We start from the raw sequence: 24,259 nt of genomic DNA, 5'->3' as shown, positions 1-24,259 counted from the left end.
CATCAAAGATAATGATTTAACTACTACTCAAACTAAATCAATAAATAATAAGGAATAGATTTATGTTAACTGCTGTAGTTGGACTCCAATTTGGAGATGAAGGTAAAGGAAAATTTGTTGACTATTTATCTGGCAACATTAATAACATTGCTAGATTCAATGGCGGCGCTAATGCGGGTCATTGTGTGCAACATGGTGATCTAAGAGGCTCATTTTCTCAATTACCGGCATCACTCAACAAAAAGAATTTATATATCTGCCAAGGCGCTTTAGTCAGTCTTCCTGTGCTGGTTAAAGAGATCGATTTTATACAAAAAGAAAAAATTGATTCCAATATATTTATCGACCCACGATGCCATATCGTCTTACCATTACACTCCGAGTTAAATAGAGCATCAGAAAAATACAAAGGTAAACAGAAGATAGGTTCAGTTGGTGTCGGTGTGGGAGCCTGCGTTGAAGACAAAGCCAACCGTCATGGCATTCGGCTTATTGATACCCTTGATAAAGAAAAATTAAGGAGTAAATTAGAATTTCTTTGGAGTATCAGGGAAAAGCAGATTAACCATGTTTTTAATGAACAAACTACGTTAGATTTTGAAGAGATGTTAGAAACAACGCATCAATATGGCAAGAGGGTAGAACCTTATTTCACGTTCACTAATGAAGTTATTGGTGATTTACTTAATTCTGGAGAAGATGTTTTACTTGAAACATCACAAGCCACGTTCTTAGATAATAGTTTTGGCACTTATCCCTATACCGTGGCATATCAGACATTAGTGCAAACCTGCTTTGCCATGATAGGGATACCGGCACAGAAAATACATATTGTCGGTGTGATGAAATCCTATATGATCCGTGTCGGTAATGGGCCATTCCCCACCGAATTATCGACAGAACAGGCTGATTATATTCGAGAACGCGGAAACGAGTATGGCACCGTTTCAAAAAGGCCAAGGCGTTGCGGCTGGCTGGATTTATCCCTGATTAAACACGCAGTGAAACTCAATGGCGTAACAGAACTCGCTATAACGAATGTTGATGTTCTTGCTGATTTACACGAAATAAAAGTCGCTATTGCCTATGAAATGAATGATAAGCTCGTCTGTTGCGATGACGCATTATTGCAGCTCGATAAAGTCAAACCTATCTATAAGACATTTAAATCCTGGAGAGCACTTAACTCATCATATACACATTTAACGGAATTACCTATTGAGCTGATTGACTTCTTATCTTTTATTCAAGACTATGCTGGGGTCCCAATCAAATATATTTCCTATGGGCCAGACAGAAATCAGACATTAATCATGAAATAAAAGCGGGGGGAGAAAATAATGATTAACTATGTAACAGGGTTTATGTTTTCTAAAGATAAAAAACATGTATCCCTGATTTCAAAATTACAACCCAGTTGGCAAAAAGGGAAACTTAACGGGATTGGTGGAAAAATAGAGGCTGGTGAAAACCCTCAACAGGCAATGGCAAGAGAGTTTGCTGAAGAAGCCGGCATTGCAACACGTCCTGAAGAGTGGCGATTATTTACTGTCTTAACCCGCCCTGACGTTTATCAGGTGAATTTTCTCTATATGTATGATGATCGTGTCTATTCTGTCAATTCTATCGAGAAAGAGATCGTCAATATCTATGAAACAAATTCATTACCCGATAATGTGATCTACAATTTACGTTGGTTAATTCCAATGGCGGCCGATGAACATTTACGTTTCGATAAAGAAATAGAGATAACAGAAATGCGAGACTAAATACGATATAGCAAATACTGTATCTAAGCGCTATGCAAACACAGAAGCACCTATACCCAATGGATTTCAAGATGTATCGCGACGGCAAGGGCTTGAATCCCCGGGAGCATAGCGAACTATGTGACCGAGGTGAGCGAGTGCAGCCAACAAAGAGGCAACTTGAAAGAATGGGTATATACCTGAAATAGGTGCTTCTGTGTAGCAAAAAACAGCAGCGTCCCTCGACGCTGCAATAATCGCAACAACTAAGCCGACGGTTCGATGAAGTTAACATCCGACCATACTGAAATAACCGCGACAGCTCTGGCTTGCCCTCCGGCGCCGTCAGTCTTCAACAGGATCGGCTCCACAGACAGTTGCGTTGAGGCGGTATAACTATCGTCCCCGAACTTAACGTATCTCGCGTTCTCCCCTGTACCTCGGTGCCCGGTACTGAGTGATAAGGGTTTATTGGCAAAATCGAAGAACGCGAAGGCAACCTGATCTATTGATGAAGCCAGCGCATTCGGTTTGCCCGGCACGAATGGTCCATCGATCCGGTAGAGCAGACGTGAATTTTGGAATACCTCATCATCGCCAGAACAGGTACTGCTTATCCCTATCTGTCTGGCCGGCGCCAGGGAGTCTCCCACCCGTTTACCCGCTCTTTTCACCGTTCCCCAATCCACCGATGAAGGCGTCAGGACAACCGCACAGGTAGACGGCTTTTTAACTGGTGAAAGAATAACCGTAGTCCACAGGGGTTTCAGCATCCCGTCAGAACCTGAGATGGCCGCGGGAGTCCAGCCGATCGCGCCCACTGACAAATGACTTCCACCCAGTTTCACATTGAAATTGCCGTCATTGTCCGGGTAAATCTCCCCTGTCACAGTACGAACACTGATATCAACCAGACCGTTAGCATCGGGAACACAGGGAATATTAACACCGGCATTCCCCCCGGCCAGATTGGCTGAACGATAGGTACCAGATGAACCATGCGTCTGGCAAGAGAGTGAAGATTGTCCGATATCAACCATAAAGTCACCAGGCAGCCCCACCCGGACGCGACCCGATAACAACGAAGAGGTTGATGAGTTCGCTCCAGACGCCGCCGTGTAGACCATAAACTGCGTTCCAGCCGGAACGCGACAGGTTGTTGACCAGTCAAGAGGACCACTGGTGGTATAACCCACTATCTCATCCCGTGAATAATCACGTTTATCTTTGTTGTTTGGCATCATGGCATAGCCGGTTACGGTGACATTGCTAAGCTTACTCATCAGTTCAGCCTCGCAGTCCTGATAAGTCTCTGCTGCCTGGAGGGGCAAAGCGGTCAATAAAAAGAGCAGTGATACCCCCAGGCCCATGAGGGTTGGAACGGAGTTTTCTACATTACCGCCCCACAAACGTTCAGTGTTTAACATTCTTCTTCTCTCCAAATTACTCATCTGTTCAAATCGCTTATTTCACTACCGGGATAACTTCACTTCTGGCGGTGCCCCGGAGGCCAAAGCGAGACAGGTGATATCTCACCGGGCGCGCCTGTCACGGCGCCCATATAAAGGTAATGCTTACAGACACACGGCATCGGCCTGCACCAGTTGACCGGGAGTATCGGACGACACCTGATAACGCGTGGTGCATTGTTGATTTGCCCCGTTTCCCCATTTAACTTTCACACGACCGGCAGAGGGCATGCCGCTGAGATAAACCCGGCCGTTATCGCCCACAATGCCGCCGCCGGCCTGAGTGGCATTCCCTTCCAGTGTCGCGGTGGCGCCAAAAGGCACCGGTTTGCCATGATGGGTCAAAGTCAACAACAACTGGCTGCCTAAACGAACCTGATAATTGGCCAGCGTCACTGCCCCTTTGGTCGGATAAACGTTCCTGCTGGTCTGGTCAATATCCACCCCGTCCGGCAAGGTGGATGGATCAAGATTGATGGTGTTTTTGTGATATACCGAGCCGCCCGGCAGTACGGCGTAGCCGCGCCAGTCAGTCTGCACATTGCCGTTACTGACCGTGACCCCTTTCGCGCCGGGCGCACGGACTAACACCGCTTCACCACCCAGTGAGCGTGACAGCGTCATGCCGTAAGGATGGATTAGCAGGGCGCCGGAAGCCCCGTAGGTGACATGCTGGCTATTTGCGCTGTCGTTGTAGCCCAGATTAACACTCCCCTGACTGCCCTGATAACCCAGAGACAGGGATCGGCTGTTTTGCTGGCCGCTGTTCCCCCAACCTTGCTGGAGGTTATAATTCAGGCGATTATCCCATAACATGCCGCTGATGCCGGTCTGCTGAGTGGTGTTGCCTTGTGAGTCACGCGAGACCGTATAGCGGGTGTAAACGCCCTGTAATGCCGACGATGACCCAAAGAGACTGAGCGGGACCTGCATATTGAATGACACCTGACGGTTCTCCGGCCAGTGGCCCGCCCCTTTTACGCGATAAATGTTATAACTCAGGTTATAGCTGATCCCCATCAGCATGGCGTTGTAACCCAGACTCAGATTGTTGTCGGTACGGCCATTCCAGTAATCATTGCGCGTCCCGGAGGCGTAAAGACTGCCCCAGCGTCCCAGTGTCTGACGCAGATTGACCTGCCAGGTGCTTTGACGCCGGTCAAGCGCCCACGGCACCTGATAGTCATTCAGGCTGTATCCCATGCTGTTAACATCACCGAAACTGTAATAATGCTGAGTGGAATAGCGGTAGGCGGCCAGATCAATGCCGGTGCCGGTACTGATCAAGTTTTTGGAGTATTTCACCCGATAAGATTGGCCCTGTTGCTGGTTATCTTCCTGCCCCTTAACCCCTTGTAACCGGGCGCGGGCAAACGTCACATCCGCAGACAGGGCGCCGAAAGCCCCCAGTGACACGCCCGAGCCTAATACACCCGACTGGTAGTTGCCTGCGACCAACCCACCGCCGTACAGGGTGATATTGTGTGGCAAACCATAAACCAGCGTGCCCAACGCAAATACCGGGGAACGGCTGCCATCAGTGAGGTTGCCGCCGTGATATTGACCGGCCGTCAACTCATATTTCATGCCGCCGGGCCGCTGCATCACCGGAACAGATGAAGAAGCGAGGGTGGAGACCCGGGTCTTGCCATCTTCCTCTTTGATGGTGATCGTCAGGTCGCCCGCGCCCCCGGTGGTGTACAGATCATTGAGACGAAATGGCCCCGGCGCTACCGTGGTTTGATACACGGTATAGCCATTCTGGGATACCGTCACCTGCGCATTGGAGTTCGCCACACCGGTTATCGCCGGGGCAAAACCGCGCTGACTGTCAGGCAACATAGCATCCTCAGAAGCCAGCTTCATGCCCCGCAACGGGATGCTGTCAAAAATATCCCCACCGGTATAGGTTTCACCGGCGGTGAACTCGCTACGCAGTGACTGGATATCACGTTGCAGGTAGGTATTACTCACCTGCCATTGGGTCTGCGCGGAAGGAGAAAAACCGGCGGGTCCCTCGTTACGCTGACGGTTGTAACTGTAAGTTTGTGTGCTGCGCAGACGCCACGGGCCCAGATTCAACCCATTGCGAAAAGAGGCGAACAGATTGCGGGAGCGTGATCCGCCGCCGCTTCCCTGACCGTCATAACGCCCTTCTGAGCCGTTCACGTTGTAGTTCATCAAAAAGGCTGGTATCCCGTTATCCCACAGTGACGGATCGACCATCCCGGAATGGTGGGGCTGCATGGCGACCTGCGGGACGCTCAAATCCAGACGCAAACGGGCAAAATCCAGGGTCGCGCGGGCATGAGGGATCTGTTTCGTCAGATCCGTAATGGAGCTGTCGCTTTCTTTTCCCTGAAAAGCCGGTAACCCACGGGTATTAACCCCATACTCTTCGAGCTGCGCAACGGTTAATATCGGTTGCAGATGGCCGTTGACCAGCCTGAATTCAATCTCGCGGTTATCCACCTTATTCTGGTTCATGTAGACATCCACCAGATAGCGTCCCGGCGCGACATACCCCGCATTTTCATACGCCGAGAGATCGACATGACTGTGTTCACCGTCAGCGCCCATCAGGAACGCGGGATTAAAGTATTCCCGCGCGGAGGCGGATAGGGTTGTCGCCGTCAGTGAACACAGCAGACATACGTATACCGGACGGGGCCGGAAACTGCCCGGTTGACCGGACGTGCGTTGGTTACCCGCCCGCAGCGCAGACGGAAATAAAATGTTTATTGCCATAGCTCATCTCTGCTTCTAATTAAGCCAATGTTGTTAATCTTGAGGTCACTTTGCCGGTACACCGTCCGCAGGGCGGATGGGTCATAACGGGACGTGGCGATCCTGACTGTCGCCGGGAAAACGCCAGACCAGTGGTCCCGGTGTCCCGGCGGTAAATGAATAGGTTTGCATGCCTTTCGGGGGCACCATTGCCTGACGGGTGTGGTCATCTGCCTGTTGACTGCCGACTTTCAGAACAGAAAAGGTCAGAAAATAGGGCGTGGGATTGTCCACCCGCAACTGCGTCCCTTGAAGGGAAAATTTCACCTGTTTAGCTACCGTGGCGTTATCCCGTGCAGGGATCCCCTGAGGACGATAAAACAGCCGGATATTCATCTGTAGGGCGACCTGCACCTGCGACGCTTTGCCCGTCTGACGGCTGAATGCCGGTGCCTCGGCGATATCCGGTACAGCGACGCCCGGGATAGCCCGCAGCGAGACCACGAAGGCCGATTCCCGATCCTGCAGTAACTGCCCGCCAAGCTGGCGAATACGGAAGGAAAATTTCCCCCCCGCCTCGACCCGCTTTAACGGCGGCAGGACAACAAAAGGCGGGACTGACCCGGTTTTGGTGTCAAAGCGCCCGGTATCCGGGTCCATCGGGCTGACAAATCCCTGTACCAGATAGCCTTGTTCTGTGTGATTGGTCATGCTGAGAGTTACACCCCCCGGGCTATCTTTGGCGACATAAGACAGCCGCATGGGGGAGAACGATAGTCCCTGATTCTCCGCCGCCTGCGCCTTGAATAGATTCCCTACCAACAGAGCGAAACCGAGGGAGGAAAGCATTAACCCCCAGTGTGTCCGCCCATGCTTGTTACTGACTCTCTTCACTCTCCACCTCCATAATTCTCCACCTCCATAGAAAACAAGGGTGGATTTAATGCGCTACCCTAGCGGTAAATAGGTTTGAAGCCCCGCCGTAATCATTAATCATCGACCAGCTCACTGATTTTTTGCCCCCTTGTTCGACATAGGTCACACAGTCCTGCGGCGCTATCATGGAGGGATAGCGGTTCAGATCGAGCGCCTGTCCGTCCAGCGTGAGGCTGTCCAGTGACAGGAAATAAGGGGTGGGATTGCACGCCTTAATGCCATCGGGTTGCGATTGGAAGCGAAGCTGTCCATACGCCTCTTCCGGCAACATCGGCAGGTCACGCGGTCGCCAGAAAAACTTGATCCGCATCCCCACGCTCATCGACGCTTGCTCCCGAACAGGCTCATCCGTCACCGACGGAGTCGCGGGGATAGCGTTCATCTGCACATACCGGAGCGATTCCCGATCCATCGGAAAAGGGGGCCGATTAAACGTCGGCAAAATACGCAGGCTGTTCTGACTGTTGGCCTCCAGCCTGAACAGCGGCGGCGTCACCACAAACGCCGGTGCGGTTTTTTCCTGATCTCCCGTGATCCTCACCTGCACCAGCCACGCCTGAGATGTGGTGTTGACCACCGTCAGCGTTTGCGCCCGTTCCCCCTGGGTAAAAATCACCCGGGTTTTATTCAGGCTGATACCGGCTGCCTGACAGGGTGCTGTGCCGGTCATCCCTAACCCTAGCCAGAACAATAGTGGCACCAGCCTGTATCGCGTTGTGCGTAACCGACCTTTTTCCACAACGCCTCCTGAAACCTGTTACTTGAGCTGCACTCAGTGATAATCAAATTGAAATTGAATGTGCGCGGTCAATTCACCAGGGGTCGGCACCGCCGCGCCAGATTCATGTCGCATATCCATCAGGAAAGTGATTTGACTGTCTTTGGCGGCGTTACCCGGTTGGGCCAAGTCCACATAATCGCCATTTTTCAGGTAGCTCCCCAACCCGCCTCCCGGCGATTGATAGCGCAGGCCAAATCCCACGTTTCCCGCCGCAGTGGAGGCTTCATCCCGAAATAACGTCGGGTGGTTTTCTGGTGTAGGGCCGGCTATTTTAATCGCCGGGGTACGGCCCGCTCTGGCTGATCCCGCGCAGCCTGACAACGCCAGCGTAACAGGCTTGTTGTCCGCTGCGGCGATATGTTCCGCGCTGCGCTGCACTTCATTCAGCGGTATGGATGAAAACTCAACACGGGATGTCTGTACGTTAAGTTCACAGGTTGGCTGTTCCAGCGTCAGCGCCAGCATCAGTTCTGCCGTGTTGAGGCTCGCTCCCCCGGGTAGGGATGCGGTACAGAGCAGGCCAACCAGGGTTGTCTGTCTGATAAGGGGCCACGGTTTTAACATTACGGTATCTCCCCCTGATAGGATGATTCTCCGCCGAGGTCATTAATCACTGTCCAGCTCACTTTGGCCGGGTAATGTGCCCCTTTGAGCGGTAAAGCCAGAGCAGAGAAGGGGGATACCATGTTCTCTTTCTGTTGTTTCGTCATCAGTTCCTGTCCGCCCACTTTCAGGGAGGTGAAGGTGATGTAATAGGGTGACGGATTCGTGACCGTTATCCCCTCGGCTGTTGATTTGAAGCGCAGTGAACCAAATCCCTGTTCCGGTAAAACCGGCAATCCTGACGGGCGGTACATCAATTTAATCGTATGCGCCAGAGCAATCTGTATTCCGCCGGAGACACTCTGCCGGGAATGTTTGTCGGATTCGGTGCTTAACGGGATGGCCTGCGCGGTAAACCAGAACAGGGATTCTCGGTCGGCAGGCAGCGCCTGGCCGGTTTTGATAATACGTACCTGATTCTGGCTGCCCGGCTCCATACGAAACAGGGGCGGCGTCACCAGAAACGGCGCGGACTTCTTCTGCGCAGGATCGGCACTGACCGCCACCTGCATCAGATAGACGGCCTCCTGACTGCTGTTGCGCAGTGAAGCAGTGGCGGCGTGACGGTCCGCCGGGTAGATAATGCGGGTGGCATCAATACTCACCCCTCCCGCTTTCGCAGCGGTGACCGCACCGCCTAACAGACCGGCCACCATCATTGCTGTCATCAATCTTTTCACTGAGTCACCTGAATGTGTCTGGTTTGGTGTTAAGTAAGTAAGAATTGGACTTCCCTGTCCAATTCCACGGCTATGTGTTATTGGTGCCTAACGGCGTTGATTATTTATACTCTATCCCTACAGTCAGGGCCGCAGTGGAGTTTCCTGCTGTTACCACACTGTCACCAATCTTAACCAGCCCTGCCTTAAGTGTGATAGTATTATCCTTATCATCGGCTAGCGCGGCGTTCCCTTTTAGCTCAATCCCTGTGTTTGGTACCACTTGTTTATTATCAGCCTTCAGGCTAACCGCATAACTATCGATTGGAGTACCACTTCCACTCTGAAGCTGAAAGTAGTCGGTTGCTTCTGCTGTACCCTTAACCCTCAACTCAACGCTTGTAATGTTGCTATCACTCTTCCAGTTTTGACTACCAGGGCAATTTTTCACTTTAATCGGGACATCTTTCTCTGCTACTACAGCATCTTTCACACTAATGTTTGATGTCAGAGCTGTAAGATCGACAGCAGGCATTGCGCTAAACTCACAAGTCCCTGAGGTCACTGTTGAGTTCACTGTCAGAATACCAACACCACTAACCATATCAGCCATAGCCTGCGACATTCCTCCCAAGCACAGTGCCGCTGCCACACAAGTCTTCAAAATTTGCTTTTTCATTTCATCTATTCCTTATCTACATCTATTTACATACATTTTGCCTAAAACAACATCACGACAGATTAAACAGACAGGCCGCCAACGCGGTGCGTTTACTAGTCATTTAGAGTTATTTTGTTCGGTTATTAACTAGATGAAATATTTACAAAAAAATATTAACGTCACGAAATGACTTCTGACTTATATCGTTTGGTTTGAGGATTTCAGCCTTTATCATCGGGAAATGAATATCAAATCGCTCAAAAAATAACCTTTAAACGACCTACAATATTCATAATGTAAGAAATAATTTCTCTTTGAAATCAAAAAATTAAGTAATTTTTTACAAAAAAATACAAAAAATCTCTTTTAAGTTATGAAATTTTCCGTATACTGCCCCGGCAGTTGAAGATAACCGAACAAAATAACTCTAAATGTTCGGTTTTTTATCCTACATCAGAAATTGATGTCATCGAGAACTGTGTCGCTACCTTGAGTAACATTTTTCTTTGCGTTCCCTCCCTCTTATCACTGTCCAAAAACCAAACTCCCCGGAATCGAGAAAAAATAAGTTAATTGTTCTTATGAATTTTCGATATTGAGTGTGATTGATTAAGCCTGATATTGGGTTCGTTTTGAGCGTTCATCTTCAACTCACGCTGATTGAAACTGCCCGTCATTGAGCAGGCATATTGAGCTGTGAAAGTAGTTCTTATTTCAACGGACAAACTGACTGTTACATGATTGAACGACTATCTGAATTCTAAGAACTTTTTCAAAAGATGAGATGGATTAAGAATGGGCTATTTATTGGCGGTAATAACGTTGTGGTAATAACATGGCAGACAGAGACATCATAAAAGTGACCGTTCCGTCGGTCACGAAACTCAGTCATCAACTGGTTTATAGATCCCCCGATTGGAGCCGAGATCAGTTAACATCCAAATTTACCCAATGTAGCCTCCGCAATAGGGATATATTGGTCTGTTAATTTATTGATGCTGTTATTGGTTGCAGGATAGTTACAATCAAGGAAAAACCAGTTTATCGGTGTCTCCAATATTGAAGCGATCTGCACCAGATGGGATAAATTAATTCGGTTTATCCCTCTCTCATAACGTGAGAGTTGTTGCTGACTAATACCTATTTTTTCCGCCAATTTGGCGGCAGTCATACCCAACTCTTTCCTTCTTTTTTGAATACGCTTCCCTACTAATAGATGATCTTGTTTCATTTTCATCCCAGCCTTTAAATTAAAAAAACACCTTTTTATGGCATCGCCAAAATTATTGCCCCTGATCCTGAGAAAGGTCCTGCCTCTACTCTGCCATTTTTTTGTAAAATTGATTTCACTGTAACGGGTACATTTCCGCCAGCCGGTACAAACACAGCAACACCATCTTCACCATTTTCCTCATTTAATAGCAATTTAGCTTTCAAGCTACCATCACTTCTTAAAGGTACTAATCCCCTATCAGGACCCGTCGCTGTAACGATAATCTCTATGTCTACATTGCAGGTCACATTGATATTTTCCGCTCTGGTTGCGCCTTCCAGTTTTGCTTCATCAATACTACCGTAATTAAGTTCAACGGAGCCTTCTCTGACCTGACAAAATCCTATCGGTGGTGGTGCAACGCCACATAAAGATCCAGGTAATAATCTTCCATGAAAACCATTTTGATCGGTTTCATAAAATAGCCCGACACACTCCTGATGCGATCGAATCGCAGGGCCGAAATGTTTTGCAACGCCGGTGATCGGAAAACTGGTATATTTCAATATCTCCGCCTGAACTTGTTTCATTGTCTTAAATCTTTCCACGCGAGTATTAAATAGCCTATAGGGCTGCCCTGAATAACCATCAGCAAAATGGCGATGGTTAACCGATATCCAACATGCAGAATAACCATAACAAGGATTTGGCGTAAAATCGTTTTCTGGGTCCCAACGTTCAATGACAAAAGTATAATAGGCATTTGTAGGAATCCCTTCGGATTTAGTGATATATGAAAATATCGATGCAGCCGCACTTGATGAAAACAGCAATAAAAGTACCAAGCAAACAGAAAATAACTTTTTCATTTAAGCTACCTAATAAAACTGTGCAAATTAGTCATAATTTAGATTAAATGTCGCAATCGCATGAAATGCGCCTCGCTTAATCGTCTGGTTAGCTAGTGCAATAGGTTCTGCCTGCACATATGCTTGCAGTGCAATCAAGTTTTCACCCTCTTTTAACGGATAGGCATCTCCCTGTTTATTCAACGACAACCGTTTGCCTTCTGCCGTTTCTATACCAATGGCAATCCCAGCGGCTTGGCTCCCAGCACTTAACGCTAATAAGCCCGGCAATTGCGTATTTTCCATGCCACTGAATGTCAGTTTAATCGATTTGCCCACACTCATATCGCAACCAGATAATCTGAGCAGAAAAGGTTCGCTATGGGTCCTACCATGCAGATACAAATATTTTTCAGAAATTGTTGCAAAATCGAGCTGGATATCTTCATCACCCGATTTAATCGTGCAAGGTTCTTTAACCAGCGCACCGTGAAAACGCATATTATCCGCAGCCTGTACCCCTTGATGACTATAAACCGTGGCAGCAATAACCATAAAACCAACACACAACACGAATAATTTTAAATATTTCATTAAGTTTCCTTTCACTGGTATTCCGCCAGCAATGTCGCCGTCACTTCAAATGCCCCTTCCGGCAACGTACTTCCTGGTTTTTTCACCGGCACCGCTTGTATTACCGGCTGTTTCTGTGATGTCACCGGAATACGCTCATTAAGGGTGAATGCTTTACCATCCAACGTCAGACGAATGCCTAAATCCGTAATATTGGTTTGCAACGCAGCGGCATCAAATGAGGTTGGTGGGCCAATCACTGTCAATCCTAAACTCCAACCTGAGATATTAGGCGCACATACCAACTGGTAATTCACGGGCTTGGTATAATTCACCCCGTCCACCTGATAGATGCCAACATTGTGACCAAAATAGACATCAATCATATTACCGTCATTAATAACGCAAGAAGGCGCTTCAAGCAGTGTGCCGTGAAACCACATATTATCGGCTGCCCGTCCCGGCATCACACTGATTAATCCCAAGCACGCACCCCAGAAAACACGATAGATCAAATAGTTCATTGCATGTCTCCCGTTCACTGGTATTCAACCATCATGGTCGCACCCGCGCCAAAGTCGCCGCCTTGCAATACCGCAGCCATATCTTTTACCGGCACCGCATGTAATTCAGGAAAATCAGGATAGTTAAATTTCATCCAGTCATTGACGGGCAATTTTCGTCCGTTATGAATGACAGCGATACCAAGCCCAGTGTGATTGGTTTGCAACACCGCTGGATCAAAACTGGCAGTGTTACCCGATATCATCATTTTCATTGCATTAGCTGGCATTTTTTCACATTTCACGGTGTATTTGACGGGTTGCATATAATTAACCCCATCAATCCGAGTAATCATCACGTCGCCAAAATTTACATCGATAGTATTGCCATTATTAATCACACAAGGTGGAGGTGCGATAACCACGCCGTAAATATTGACCGGTGTTTTACCCGAAAAATTGCTGACAGGTCTTGCTGCTATATTTCCCCTTTTTGTCAGCAAATCAGCCTGAGCATTTACACTTAACAAACAGCCAAGCAGTAATACACTCCATTTTTTCTGCCTGCGATACTGTCTTTTTATTCGCAGAGAACACAGAGAAAGAGAACACAGAGAGTTAGTCATAATTCACCCTGAAATCCACCACCGCGCGATATTGCCCAATCCCCAGCGCTCCCGGTGTCCGCACTGGCGTCACGTAATATTCCAGGCTGTCCTGTCCCGCTGCCACAAAACGTGGGCGTCCCCGCTCTCCCAACCGGATATCATTGTTAGCGGTATCTGTTATCTGTAACCCCAACCCGGTGATACCGGTCACCCGCACCAGATGTGGATAATCGCGATCCGCCGGCGCCACAAAACTGACTGTCACCACCGGCTGTAACTGATTCCACGTCAGATTGCCGGTCCGACTGTCACCTACGGCCCCTTTGGTTCTGAGACAGTCACGAAACTTCAATGTGAACGGTATCGGTGTCCCTTTATCACCTGGCTCGCGTAAGTCACTGTTTGGCGTGCTCCCCAAATTCACCTCCTGCCATGCAGAGGTCATGTCCAGTCGACAAGCCGCCTCAGTCAGCCCACCAAACACATGCAGTTCGCCGTGCAAACCTTCGATATCTGCTGCTCGCTTTTCCACCGCCTGGCTCTCTATCACCGGTATCAGCCAGATCGCCAGTGTCAGTCCACAGCCTATCCGCTTGATGTTCATCGTCGTTCCTCCCGGCTTCGCCCGTCACGACGAACGTTTGGTCACCTGACAATGGTTGCCTGCACAACTAAAAGTTAATTGCGGCCGGCCACCATAATCATTGACATACGTCAGTACCGGCGCACTCCCTAATGCCCCTGCACTACCACTCAGCACCGCATTACTTTTGGGCGCTATCATAAATGGCTTAAAGTCTGCCACCGTTTTACCCTTAAGCTGGCTTGCTGCATCCACCACGGTGATGTAATAGGGTGTCGGGTTGTTCACCTGATATCGGTCCCCCTGACACGTCAAAGTCATCTTCTCTTGCCACGGATTATCCAAATCGGTACGGCTGGCAAAAATGGCTTTCGGACGATAGAACAGCTTGATCCGGGTTTGTAGCGCAATCTGCAAGGTATTCGGTTTCTTGCTGCGTGGCGGAATTTCACGCAAATTAAAATAGAACAAGCTTTCCCGATCCTGTGGTAACTGCGCGATTGTTGGCAATGACTGTATTTTCACCTGGCTCTTAGCGCCCGGCTCTACCCGCTGCACCGGTGGCGTCACCACTAACGGACCATTGATTTTGTTACCCTGTTCATCTTCTATCCATCCCTGCGCCAGATACGGCAACTCTTTGTTCTGGTTGCTAATATCCATACTGGTGGACTTATCCTCACCGTTAAACACGATCCGGGTACGATCCAGCGCAATCGCCGCCATTGCCTCACTGATCACCGACAGACTTAGGATAGCGATCGTGACTACATTGATTGTCTTCTTCAATTTCATGCTCTCAATTACTCATTCTTAGAATAATCATTACAGGTCACCGCGATACACTTCGGTGACAGCAACAAGGTTTTTACTCTGCCAGTCAATGAAAGTTATGGCTGTTTATTGCCGTCGGCTAACTGGCAGAGCAGTAATAACGAAGCCATCTCTTCTACTTTTGGTAATTGATGTGGCAGCTCAATCACACATTGCAATTCCCCATCCCAACGCACATCCAGTTTCTCTCCCGGATTGATCCCACTCAAATAGGTGTTCCCACCATCACTGACAATACCGATCTCCCGTTGATCCTTATTCAGTACCGTTGCCCCAAACGGCGGCGTGCTACCATCCGGCAAGCGGATCATACCCATCGCTTTTTCACCGGATATCACTTGGAATTTACGATAACCTATCGCCCCTTCCGTCAGCGTCGCTTGTTGTACCGACCGGATTGCCTCCACATTGTCCGGCAGTTTGTTCAAATCAATACTCGCACTGTTACGGTAATAGTTGTTCACATCAGAGATCACCGCTTTACCGAACATATTGGTATGGGTAATCGCGCCAAAGCCTTTCACCGGTACGCCACCGACACCATCGGTATCCACCATCAAACGGGTGGTACCCGGCATATTAATGCGATGCAATGCCGCGCCTTTCGGCGTCACGGTCATCCCCCCCTGAATAGAAAGCGCTCCCGTGGTATAACGCCCATCCTGATAACTTGCACTGGTCGTTAGTTGAGCACGATCGCCGTAATGGGTTAAATAACCGTTAGCCGCAGCCTTGCCATCAATACTGGTGCCAGCCGCTAAACGATAGTTACTGTTTTCATTAATTCGGTCGTAATAACCTACCGTGTGGGAGTTACCTTCCCGGTTGACCATTGCGTTATAACTGACAGTTCCTGAATTACCCCACGGCAGGGATAATGTCATATACATCCCGTCGTCGTTTTTACCTTCATATTTATTACGGTAAGCAGACAGATTCAGGTTAATATTCTTATAACTTCCAATATCAAAATAACGTGATATCGATAAGTTATAGCGATCGTTATTCGAACGGTTCCAATAAGTCTGGTGGCTGTAATTTAAGTAGATACTGGTACCAATATGCGTAAACTGCTTATTCAACATAATGGTGTAAAGTTCTTTATTACTCTCCGCATCACCATCGTGATAACGGCGATCCAGATACTGGCTCATGCTCATAAAGTCACGTTCCGAGAAACGGTAACCGGCAAAAGTCACCTGACTGTCATACTCCTCAAAACGCTTGGAATAACTGAGACGATAAGAGCCACCAGTCAACGTTTGGTCCTCAGCCGGTAAATGGGCGCGGGATTCAGTGACATCAAAGGAAAGAGCGCCAAAAACCATCAGATCACGCCCAACCCCCAATGACAACGCGTTATAATTCCCGGCCCCCAATATCCCACCGTACAGCGACCAACCATTGTTTATTCCCCAGGAAAACTCACCAATACCAAAGCCCGATCCCTCACTGTGATGTTTCCAGTTAGTCGGCTTACCCGCCGCCAGTTTGTACTGAACCCGGCCCGGACGAGTTAAATAGGGAATATTCGCAGTATCGATCTGAAATTCCTGTAAACCGCCATCCTGCTCCTCTACCCGCACATCCAGTTTGCCGCTCACTGCATCATTGATGTCCTGAATACGGAATGGACCTGGCGCAACTTGGGTCTCATACAACACCCGCCCCTGCTGACGAATAGTCACTCTGGCATTGGTTTTCGCTACCCCCGTCACCTCTGGCGCATAGCCTCGCAGGTTCGGAGGCAACATATTGTCATCCGTCACCAGACTCAAACCGGTAAAACGGAAGCTGTCAAAGATATCTGAATTAAGGTAATCCTCACCCAACGTTAGCTTAGCCTGCCAATGTGGTATTGCCCGGTACAAGTAATAACGGCTCCAATCCCAGTTTTTTTCTGTGCTCCCTGCCCGCCCCGTGACGTGGTTATACTGTGATTGCCAGTCTGCCCGCAGGCGCCACGCCCCCAAATTTATCCCAGTCGTACCATTAGCACTGACATTCTGATTTGCACTTCCCTTCGCCGGCTTAGAGATCTGAGCATTGACGTTATAATCAAACATCATTCCGAAAATCCCCTCATCCCAACGTGACGGCGGGTCCCAGTCTGGTGAGTTATATTCGAGATAGGCTTGAGGCACACTCAGGTATAACGTGTCACTGCTCAGATCACCGCGCACTGTCATGCCAGGCAGCGTTTTAGTCTCCAGACACTGGTTATTGTTCCACCAGGTAATCTTTGATTCCCATTCCGCCCGCAGCCCCAACTGCTTGACCAGCTCAGGCGGCAAACACGCCACACTCTCCTTCGGATCATCCGGTGGTACCATAAAAGTCACAGGCATCTCCGGCAGTTCGCTTTTATTCAGACGCACCGTCATCTGATAATTCCCCGGCATGATATAACCCGCACGGGAAAACTCTTTTAAATTAATCCGAGAACGATCCTGAACATCCAACACGTCCGTATTAAATTCAATTTCCTCTTCCGCATACACCGCATGAGTACCCATTAAAGCAAGCAGTACCGAAACAATAAGAGGTTTCAGGACACACCGAACCGAGACCACCCTGTCATATTCAGTGGTCAAACCCAAAAACAAAGCCATAACATTCCCAGATCGATGATTAGTGATAATCCAGCCTGAACCGAACCGTGGTTCGATACTGCCCCGCTTGCAATAACTGGTGATTGCCCACCAATCGCATCACGTAATTAAGCTTCATCTGCTCTGCCTGTAAGTCCCCCACCGGTAGTGGAGTTCCCGGATACGCCTGATTGCCGTATATGTCTGTAATTTGTAATGCCACTCCTTGAGCCACACCAGATAACCGGAAATTGTTCCCATCCGGCACGCCATCAAACATCACCTGAAAGTGGCGCCAATCGGGTTTACCCAAGGCGGCAGAAGTCAGTACACAGTTAATCAAACGGATGGAAAAGGGGCGCACGGCTCCCTGTCCATCATGCATCATCCGGCTTACCGGGATTGTGGCTAACTCAATCGTCTGGTCACGGCTACCTGCATCAATCGCACAGGCCGTATCAATGATGGTGCCTTGCATGCTAACGCGACCATATCCTTGCGTTCCTTGTGGAGCAGCCGTTTCAGCTTCAATAACACAGGAAAACATTAACAGGCAGGGCACTACAACAACGGCAGAATATCGGCTCATGACTTCTCTCCAGCTAAACTTATTCAAAACTTTTGATTAGGAAACGCCCGCCTCCTTGTAAGCGTTTCCGTGCATGAAAAGACTTATTGGTAAGTCAGCTGGAAGTTGGCAATGCCGGTGAAATTACCCGGAACAACGGCATCAGGTGAAGTATCACCCTGAAGATAGGCAGCAAAATGCAGATCATTATTACCATCATGCAGAGCTACAGCCGGTGAGGGGGTACCTAGTTTTATTTTGTTACCGCCCGCATCAGTGATCGCAATACCCGCACCTTTAGCAATTCCTTCGATACCCAGCAAACCATCACCGCCGGCGATGCTAGATTTGGCGCCAACAAACGTCGTGGTGACTGTACTTATCGTTTCAGTCGTACAGTTATCTAAAGAAATTTTGAATGGCGTGGAAGAAGAACGGCCACCGTTTTTCAAAGATGCGCTAGAAATAGAGCCCATCGGTACTACCTGATCAACCGTTTCCGGGGTGATAGAACAAGGCGCATCAGTAATAGACCCGGTAAAAGTCACCGTTCCGTGACCTTGGCTAGGATTCGCTGCATTTACCGAACCGGCAGCCAAAGCCACACCTAACCCCAGGGCCATAACCAATTTATTCAATCTCATGTGAACTAATTCCTTGAATTTAAGGATAAAATACCCATAACCATAAAAAAATAACCGTGCAGGACTCCAGCCCCATGCACCTAATATTCAGCGCAAAATAGTTTAAAAATCTCGGATTAATATTTTCTAAACCAAACAAAATGCACCAAACTGTTTTTTTCAGTCAAAAAAACTAAGAATGCATGATATTTCGGAGTTAATATTCTAAAAAAGACATTAATTTGAACTTATAATCTAATTAATGAATTAATATTTGATTGAATTCAGATGAACCCACTAATTTTTTACAATAATTTGATGGTAAAGTATGAAAAATAGTAAAAAATAATGAAAAAAAGCCATATATTATAAATAGTTAAAGATTAGCAATTTGGAATTACACAAAATTTGACTTAATCAGTCGTTTTATAGGAACATATTTACAGTTTGGTGCATTCTGTTTAGTTTCTTTTTGTTGTTAAATAATTTCCAAATATATAATTGCAAAGCTTACAAGCTGATATTTTCTATTAAAAAATGGCTATTTATAACTATCTAAAAACGGTATTTATAGATTTTTGCCAAAATAAATAGAGTTATCAGCTAATAATTTTATAAAAGTTCTATTAATTGATATATTCCGGTAGATTAATATTATTTCTCTACCTATAACTATCCGCCCCAATTTCACAGGAATTATTTTCATGAAGAAACGTAAGTTTTTAACCAGATATGAAATTAATGCGATTTTAGAAAAAGCACGTCAAGGATATCATGCCGAGCGAGATTATTGCATGCTACTAATGTGCTTCATTCATGGATTTAGAGTGAGCGAGTTATGCAATCTAACGTTATCCGATCTTGATCTTAACTCAGAAATTATTCATGTCAGACGATTAAAAGGAGGATTATCAACAACACATCCACTAATACCAGAAGAAATTAAAGCTTTAAATCAATGGTTTAATATTAGAAAGAGTTGGAGAGAATCAGATACAGAGTGGGTCTTTTTATCACAAAAATCAGGTGCTATTTCACGCCAACAAGTTTATGGTTTATTAAAGCGTTATGGCAAACAAGCATTAGTCAATATTTCACCTCATCCACATATGTTAAGACATTCCTGTGGTTATGCTCTCGCTGATTTAGGAAGAGATACACGCCTTATTCAAGATTATCTCGGTCATCGAAATATATCCCATACCGTTATTTACACCGCAAGCAATGTAAAACGATTTTTCAAAATATGGGAGGCTCCTGCAAAAGGACTCGATTAATTTCAATATCTCTTTTCTATGTAAGACATGTAGTATGAGAAACTATTTCTCTCTAAAACAAAAAAATCATCCAATCATTCGATTATAAAAATCCTTGTCCATATACTGATGAGGGTTTTTATCCGATAAAATGGTTATTCACATTATAAGATCTACCCATTATTTCTTATAATTACTTTTAAAATAATTTTCTTGGAAATTAAAAGATAAAACAATTAAATAAAAACGTGTATTTAATGAGAGTTTTAATAAAAAATTCCATTATTACATGAATGGATACTTTCTCAGGAATGAAGAAAATAAAATCACTGGAAATTATACCCTGTTTTCCAGTGATAGCCTGCTGACTTTTAATATTTCATGGTTGATTTATTAAATTTTCAGGTAATGTTAAATTTAATCAACTATTTGGATATTTGGAGAATGAGCGAGATAGCCAACAAGATTACCAATATTGTCTTTAACATTCCATCTTTCAAAAATGGATATATACCATGAATACTTGGCTGTACCTGGAGTACGTAATTTAGATCCTTGATTGAAAATATTACGAGTTTCCAGCACTACAGGATAGTCTTGGTTAGTCCCTAACGTTGCCTCTTTACTTGGGGCCGCAACTTGAGATACAGCCGAAGTTAGAGTTGGTGGCGAAACTAGTGATTGGGCACCTACTCCTGCCATATGATATAGAAATACCTGATCATCAAATTGAGCCGATAAAGTTGAAGCCCGCCATCTAATTATATCCCCTACCTTACCTTGAATTAAAAGTGTACCTTGAGCATTATTTTTGGGAACATAGATATTATTTTGAGAGGTAATGTAATAAATGTATTTATCATCCATTACCGTTGGTTTGCCAGAGTCCTTACTAATAGAATTGCCGAGATCATTTGTGATAGCTTTTACATCAACAATAGCAAGAACATCAATCAGTTGTACACCAACAATGGACCTTGCATCATCCAGTTCTGTATATTCAATATTATTCATAATACTATTCCTATTTTTATATATTAGTTTTCTAAGTATTTAGTCATCTAGAACTCTAATGAAAGGATCATGACAGACATATCCAATGAGTTGTTTTTTACGATATATTTTTATATACCAAGTATATTGACCGTACCCCTCTCTTTGAGCCGTTGATTGATGATAATATCGTGTTATTAGTCCACCATGACTTTCTCCATCTCTTTTATATACCACACTATTGATATTATTATTATCAGCCTTAGCCAAATAAGGAATAGAAATATCACCATAATCAAGTTGCGGTAATGTTATAAGCGTAACATCATTACCGCTAATCGCGGTTCCTTTCATGTGGCATAAAAGTACTGTATATTCAAATTGCTGTGTCAAAGACATTGGCCTCCATCTAATGTCATCAGCAACATTGACTGTTATCTCCAATTCTCCTTGAGCATTATTTTTAGGAGCATAAAGATTCCCAGTACTTGTTATATAATAAAAGTAATTATTAGATACCACTTTCGCAGTTTCTAATGTTTGTGATTTACTTAAATCATAATGACTAACGATAGCTTCTGCATCGACACAAATCAGAATATCCACAACTTGATATCTAGAACTCTCTATAGCGTCACTCATTATCTATTCTCCTTCACAATAAAGTGTTAGATTGTTTAACAATCATCTTTTATATTAATAATTAAGATCAAAAAAACCACTAATATAAATCATAGTTTTTAAAATAAAATTACTTGTATTTTTACAATAAATTTTCAACATATAAATGAAATTCATATTAATATTGAATCAAAAAATTATTATTTTTAGTATTAAATCACAATTTGTAAACATGAGTAATTCAACATTTTCTTTTGCGTTAAAGTGATACTTTCCTGATATTTAACTACGCTCCCGGGGATTCGCTCCCTTGCCGTCGCGATGCAACTTGAAATCCATAGGGTATATATCATTTAGTTGAATAATTAGATGACGATTAATCATCGTAAATAAAGTAAAATCACTGGAAATTATACGCTGTTTTCCAGTGATTACTTACCAACTTTTAATATTTCATGGTTGATTTATTAAATTTTTAAGTAATGTTAAATTTAATCAACCACTTGAATATTTGGAGAATGAGCAAGATAACCAACAAGATTACCAATATTATCTTTAACATTCCATCGTTCGAAAATGGATATATACCATGAATATTTGGCTATACCTGGAGTACGTAATTTAGATCCTTGATTGAAAATATTACGAGTTTCCAGTACTACAGGATAGTCTTGGTTAGTCCCTAACGTTGCCTCTTTACTTGGAGCCGCAACTTGAGATATAGCTGAAGTTAGAGTTGGAGGCGAAACTAGCGATTGGGCACCTACCCCTGCCATATGATATAAAAATACTTGATCATCAAATTGAGCTGATAGCGTCGAGGCCCGCCATCTAACGATATCCCCTACCTTACCTTGAATTAAAAGTGTACCTTGAGCATTATTTTTGGGAACATAGATATTATTTTGAGAAGTAATGTAATAAATGTATTTATCATCCATTACCGTTGGTTTGCCAGGGTCCTTACTAATAGAATTACCGAGATCATTTGTGATAGCTTTTACATCAACAATAGCAAGAACATCAATCAGTTGTACACCAATAATGGACCTTGCATCATCCAGCTCTGTATATTCAATATTATTCATAATACTATTCCTGTTTTTATATATTGGTTTTATAAGTATTTAATTATCTAGAACTGTAATGAAAGGATCATGACCAATATATCCGATGAGTTGTTTTTTACGATATATTTTCATATACCAGACATACGAACCACGCCCCACCCTCTGCGCTGTTGATTCATGATAATATCGTGTTATTAGTCCACCATGACTTTCTCCATCTCTTTTATATACCACACTACTTATATTATTATTATCAGCTTTAGCCAAATAAGGAATAGAAATATCACCATAATCAAGTTGCGGTAATGTTATAAGCGAAACATCACCACCGTCATCAGCTTGTAATCTCATGCGGCATAAAAGTACTGTATATTCAAATTGCTGCGTCAAAGACATTGGCCTCCATCTAATGCTATCAGCAACATTAATAATTACCTCCAACTCTCCTTTAGCATTATTTTTAGGAGTATAAAGATTCCCATTGCTTGTTATATAATAAAAATATTTATTATGTACTGATTTTGCCGTCCCTAGTGTTTTTGATTTACTTAAATCATAATTACTAAGAATAGCTTCTACATCCACACAAATAAGAATATCTACAGTTTGATATTTCGAAATCGCTATAGCGTCGCCCATATCTATTCTCCTTCACAATAAAGTGTTAGATTGTTTAACAATCATCTATTATATTAATAATTAAGTTAAAAAAAACCACTGATATAAATCATAGTTTTTAAAAATAAATTATCTATATATTTGCAACAATTATTCAATATATAAATAAACTTCATGTTAATATTGAAATGAGTAATTATTATTTTTAGTATTAAATCACCATTTGCAAACATGAGTAATTCAACATCCTCTCTTAAGTTAATATTATATTTTTGTGATATTTAACTGTAAAATTAATTTTTTATTGTTATTTATAATAAATTAACAATAAAAACATGTAGTAAAAAAAATAAAATACCGAATAATTAATTTAACTATAAATTTCTAGTTTAATAATAAAATGAAAATAAATTTGATATATTTATTAAGTAATATGGCAGTGAAACTTTTAATTTTTATATTAAATGCAATTCTGCCTATCCTTGGCGTAACACGTATATTAATTCGACAAATTAAAATACTAAGTTACATTAGCTGGTTAAATGGTTAAATTACAATTAATCCTCAGAAATAACGATACTCGTTAATGGCGTATGATAGCAATAACCAACCAGCTTATTTAAGTCATCATAGATAGATATATACCATGCATATTGAGTTATACCTGGGCTACGCAGCGTAGATTTTTGATAGTAAATATGTCTTTTTTCATAGATAAAATCGGATAAAGGCGCTTGTGGCAATTCAATAATATCTTCTTCTGGAGGTATTAGCGCTTTTTTAAGCTTAGGGACAACAACATTAGTTAATGTATATACCGTCATTGGTTGAGAAATGCAATCATTAGCATCCTTTTTTTCCATACGATATAAAAACACCTTATGGTTAAATTGAGCAGATATGCTAGAAGATTGCCACCTAACTACATCACCTACCTTACCTGTAACCTTAAGTGAATTTGTAGCGTTTTTCTCGGGAGAATACGCTTGATTCTCAGTGGTAATATAATATAACAAGTTATCATCAATTTTAGTCGGCTTTTTATAATCCTGGCTCAGACTGTCAAACTTATTTAAGATAGATTGCACATCGATACATATTAAAATATCTATACTCTTAGAAAATTCAGCATTATCAGTAGTATTCATAATGTTATCCCTATTATCTTATATT

At 44.4% G+C, this 24,259-nt stretch carries 25 protein-coding genes; 3 read left to right on the top strand and 22 right to left on the bottom strand.

Features of this window, described 5'->3' with window-relative positions; translation table 11 throughout:
• The first annotated feature begins 62 nt into the window (after nucleotides 1–62).
• Both ACGF5R_RS11555 and ACGF5R_RS11550 read left to right on the top strand, forming a co-directional pair.
• Nucleotides 63–1,322, top strand: coding sequence for an adenylosuccinate synthase (locus ACGF5R_RS11555; protein ID WP_262980550.1), 1,260 nt, complete (start codon nucleotides 63–65; stop codon nucleotides 1,320–1,322).
• An 18-nt stretch (nucleotides 1,323–1,340) separates the two neighbouring features.
• Entirely contained in the window at nucleotides 1,341–1,769 is a 429-nt protein-coding gene (locus tag ACGF5R_RS11550) for an NUDIX domain-containing protein (protein ID WP_387690927.1), read from the top strand.
• A gap of 245 nt (nucleotides 1,770–2,014) precedes the next feature.
• Here the strand turns inward: ACGF5R_RS11550 and ACGF5R_RS11545 are convergent, their stop codons facing one another.
• The 17 genes from ACGF5R_RS11545 to ACGF5R_RS11465 form a co-directional block, all read right to left on the bottom strand.
• Nucleotides 2,015–3,175, bottom strand: coding sequence for a hypothetical protein (locus ACGF5R_RS11545; RefSeq protein ID WP_262980549.1), 1,161 nt, complete (start codon nucleotides 3,173–3,175; stop codon nucleotides 2,015–2,017).
• A gap of 147 nt (nucleotides 3,176–3,322) precedes the next feature.
• On the bottom strand, nucleotides 3,323–5,965 hold the full coding sequence (locus ACGF5R_RS11540; RefSeq protein ID WP_262980548.1) for a fimbria/pilus outer membrane usher protein: 2,643 nt from the start codon (nucleotides 5,963–5,965) through the stop codon (nucleotides 3,323–3,325).
• Between the two features lie 81 nt (nucleotides 5,966–6,046).
• Nucleotides 6,047–6,793: a molecular chaperone gene (locus ACGF5R_RS11535; RefSeq protein WP_387690924.1), complete on the bottom strand. Its 747-nt coding sequence runs from the start codon at nucleotides 6,791–6,793 to the stop codon at nucleotides 6,047–6,049.
• Between the two features lie 91 nt (nucleotides 6,794–6,884).
• Nucleotides 6,885–7,550 (bottom strand): molecular chaperone, encoded by a 666-nt coding sequence (locus ACGF5R_RS11530; RefSeq protein ID WP_262980547.1) that lies wholly within the window; start codon nucleotides 7,548–7,550, stop codon nucleotides 6,885–6,887.
• A 102-nt stretch (nucleotides 7,551–7,652) separates the two neighbouring features.
• A complete protein-coding gene (locus tag ACGF5R_RS11525; RefSeq protein WP_387690922.1) occupies nucleotides 7,653–8,225 on the bottom strand; it encodes a fimbrial protein in 573 nt (190 codons plus the stop codon).
• A complete protein-coding gene (locus ACGF5R_RS11520; protein ID WP_387690920.1) occupies nucleotides 8,225–8,944 on the bottom strand; it encodes a molecular chaperone in 720 nt (239 codons plus the stop codon). Before ACGF5R_RS11520 ends, ACGF5R_RS11525 begins: the two co-directional genes overlap by 1 nt.
• Before the next feature lie 100 nt (nucleotides 8,945–9,044).
• The gene (locus ACGF5R_RS11515; RefSeq protein ID WP_387690918.1) at nucleotides 9,045–9,602 is read right to left on the bottom strand and encodes a fimbrial protein; all 558 of its coding nucleotides are present in this window, start codon (nucleotides 9,600–9,602) and stop codon (nucleotides 9,045–9,047) included.
• Nucleotides 9,603–10,515: 913 nt separating this feature from the next.
• The gene (locus tag ACGF5R_RS11510) at nucleotides 10,516–10,821 is read right to left on the bottom strand and encodes a helix-turn-helix domain-containing protein (protein WP_112877081.1); all 306 of its coding nucleotides are present in this window, start codon (nucleotides 10,819–10,821) and stop codon (nucleotides 10,516–10,518) included.
• Nucleotides 10,822–10,850: 29 nt separating this feature from the next.
• Entirely contained in the window at nucleotides 10,851–11,666 is an 816-nt protein-coding gene (locus tag ACGF5R_RS11505) for an adhesin (protein WP_112877082.1), read from the bottom strand.
• 27 nt (nucleotides 11,667–11,693) lie between these two features.
• Nucleotides 11,694–12,239: a fimbrial protein gene (locus tag ACGF5R_RS11500; protein WP_387690916.1), complete on the bottom strand. Its 546-nt coding sequence runs from the start codon at nucleotides 12,237–12,239 to the stop codon at nucleotides 11,694–11,696.
• Nucleotides 12,240–12,250: 11 nt separating this feature from the next.
• A complete protein-coding gene (locus ACGF5R_RS11495) occupies nucleotides 12,251–12,742 on the bottom strand; it encodes a fimbrial protein (protein ID WP_112877084.1) in 492 nt (163 codons plus the stop codon).
• A gap of 14 nt (nucleotides 12,743–12,756) precedes the next feature.
• Nucleotides 12,757–13,347 carry a fimbrial protein gene (locus ACGF5R_RS11490; protein WP_262980542.1) on the bottom strand — a complete coding sequence of 197 codons (591 nt, stop codon included), beginning with the start codon at nucleotides 13,345–13,347 and terminating at the stop codon, nucleotides 12,757–12,759.
• Nucleotides 13,340–13,933: a fimbrial protein gene (locus ACGF5R_RS11485; RefSeq protein ID WP_387690913.1), complete on the bottom strand. Its 594-nt coding sequence runs from the start codon at nucleotides 13,931–13,933 to the stop codon at nucleotides 13,340–13,342. Before ACGF5R_RS11485 ends, ACGF5R_RS11490 begins: the two co-directional genes overlap by 8 nt.
• Before the next feature lie 24 nt (nucleotides 13,934–13,957).
• Complete coding sequence (locus tag ACGF5R_RS11480) at nucleotides 13,958–14,707, bottom strand: fimbria/pilus periplasmic chaperone (protein ID WP_387690911.1); 750 nt, start codon at nucleotides 14,705–14,707, stop codon at nucleotides 13,958–13,960.
• Between the two features lie 95 nt (nucleotides 14,708–14,802).
• Nucleotides 14,803–17,358, bottom strand: coding sequence for an outer membrane usher protein (locus ACGF5R_RS11475; protein WP_112877088.1), 2,556 nt, complete (start codon nucleotides 17,356–17,358; stop codon nucleotides 14,803–14,805).
• Nucleotides 17,359–17,377: 19 nt separating this feature from the next.
• Nucleotides 17,378–17,926 (bottom strand): fimbrial protein, encoded by a 549-nt coding sequence (locus ACGF5R_RS11470; protein WP_112877089.1) that lies wholly within the window; start codon nucleotides 17,924–17,926, stop codon nucleotides 17,378–17,380.
• 83 nt (nucleotides 17,927–18,009) lie between these two features.
• Nucleotides 18,010–18,549 carry a fimbrial protein gene (locus ACGF5R_RS11465; protein ID WP_112877090.1) on the bottom strand — a complete coding sequence of 180 codons (540 nt, stop codon included), beginning with the start codon at nucleotides 18,547–18,549 and terminating at the stop codon, nucleotides 18,010–18,012.
• Between the two features lie 683 nt (nucleotides 18,550–19,232).
• Between ACGF5R_RS11465 and ACGF5R_RS11460 the strand changes: the two genes are divergently transcribed.
• On the top strand, nucleotides 19,233–19,805 hold the full coding sequence (locus ACGF5R_RS11460; RefSeq protein ID WP_112896199.1) for a tyrosine-type DNA invertase: 573 nt from the start codon (nucleotides 19,233–19,235) through the stop codon (nucleotides 19,803–19,805).
• 396 nt (nucleotides 19,806–20,201) lie between these two features.
• Here the strand turns inward: ACGF5R_RS11460 and ACGF5R_RS11455 are convergent, their stop codons facing one another.
• The 5 genes from ACGF5R_RS11455 to ACGF5R_RS11435 all read right to left on the bottom strand — a co-directional run bounded on the left by ACGF5R_RS11455 (nucleotide 20,202) and on the right by ACGF5R_RS11435 (nucleotide 24,234).
• The gene (locus ACGF5R_RS11455) at nucleotides 20,202–20,798 is read right to left on the bottom strand and encodes an AidA/PixA family protein (protein WP_112877092.1); all 597 of its coding nucleotides are present in this window, start codon (nucleotides 20,796–20,798) and stop codon (nucleotides 20,202–20,204) included.
• Between the two features lie 39 nt (nucleotides 20,799–20,837).
• A complete protein-coding gene (locus ACGF5R_RS11450; RefSeq protein ID WP_112877093.1) occupies nucleotides 20,838–21,419 on the bottom strand; it encodes an AidA/PixA family protein in 582 nt (193 codons plus the stop codon).
• A gap of 470 nt (nucleotides 21,420–21,889) precedes the next feature.
• Nucleotides 21,890–22,486 carry an AidA/PixA family protein gene (locus ACGF5R_RS11445; protein ID WP_112877094.1) on the bottom strand — a complete coding sequence of 199 codons (597 nt, stop codon included), beginning with the start codon at nucleotides 22,484–22,486 and terminating at the stop codon, nucleotides 21,890–21,892.
• Nucleotides 22,487–22,525: 39 nt separating this feature from the next.
• Complete coding sequence (locus ACGF5R_RS11440) at nucleotides 22,526–23,107, bottom strand: AidA/PixA family protein (RefSeq protein ID WP_387690909.1); 582 nt, start codon at nucleotides 23,105–23,107, stop codon at nucleotides 22,526–22,528.
• Between the two features lie 536 nt (nucleotides 23,108–23,643).
• Nucleotides 23,644–24,234, bottom strand: a complete 591-nt coding sequence (locus ACGF5R_RS11435) for an AidA/PixA family protein (protein WP_112877096.1) — start codon at nucleotides 24,232–24,234, stop codon at nucleotides 23,644–23,646.
• Between the last annotated feature and the right edge of the window lie 25 nt (nucleotides 24,235–24,259).

The organism is Photorhabdus sp. RM71S, from assembly GCF_042879355.1.
Lineage (GTDB): Bacteria > Pseudomonadota > Gammaproteobacteria > Enterobacterales > Enterobacteriaceae > Photorhabdus > Photorhabdus kayaii.
The sequence above is the reverse complement of the archived record's forward strand: the minus strand, read 5'-3'. Positions and strand labels throughout refer to the sequence as shown.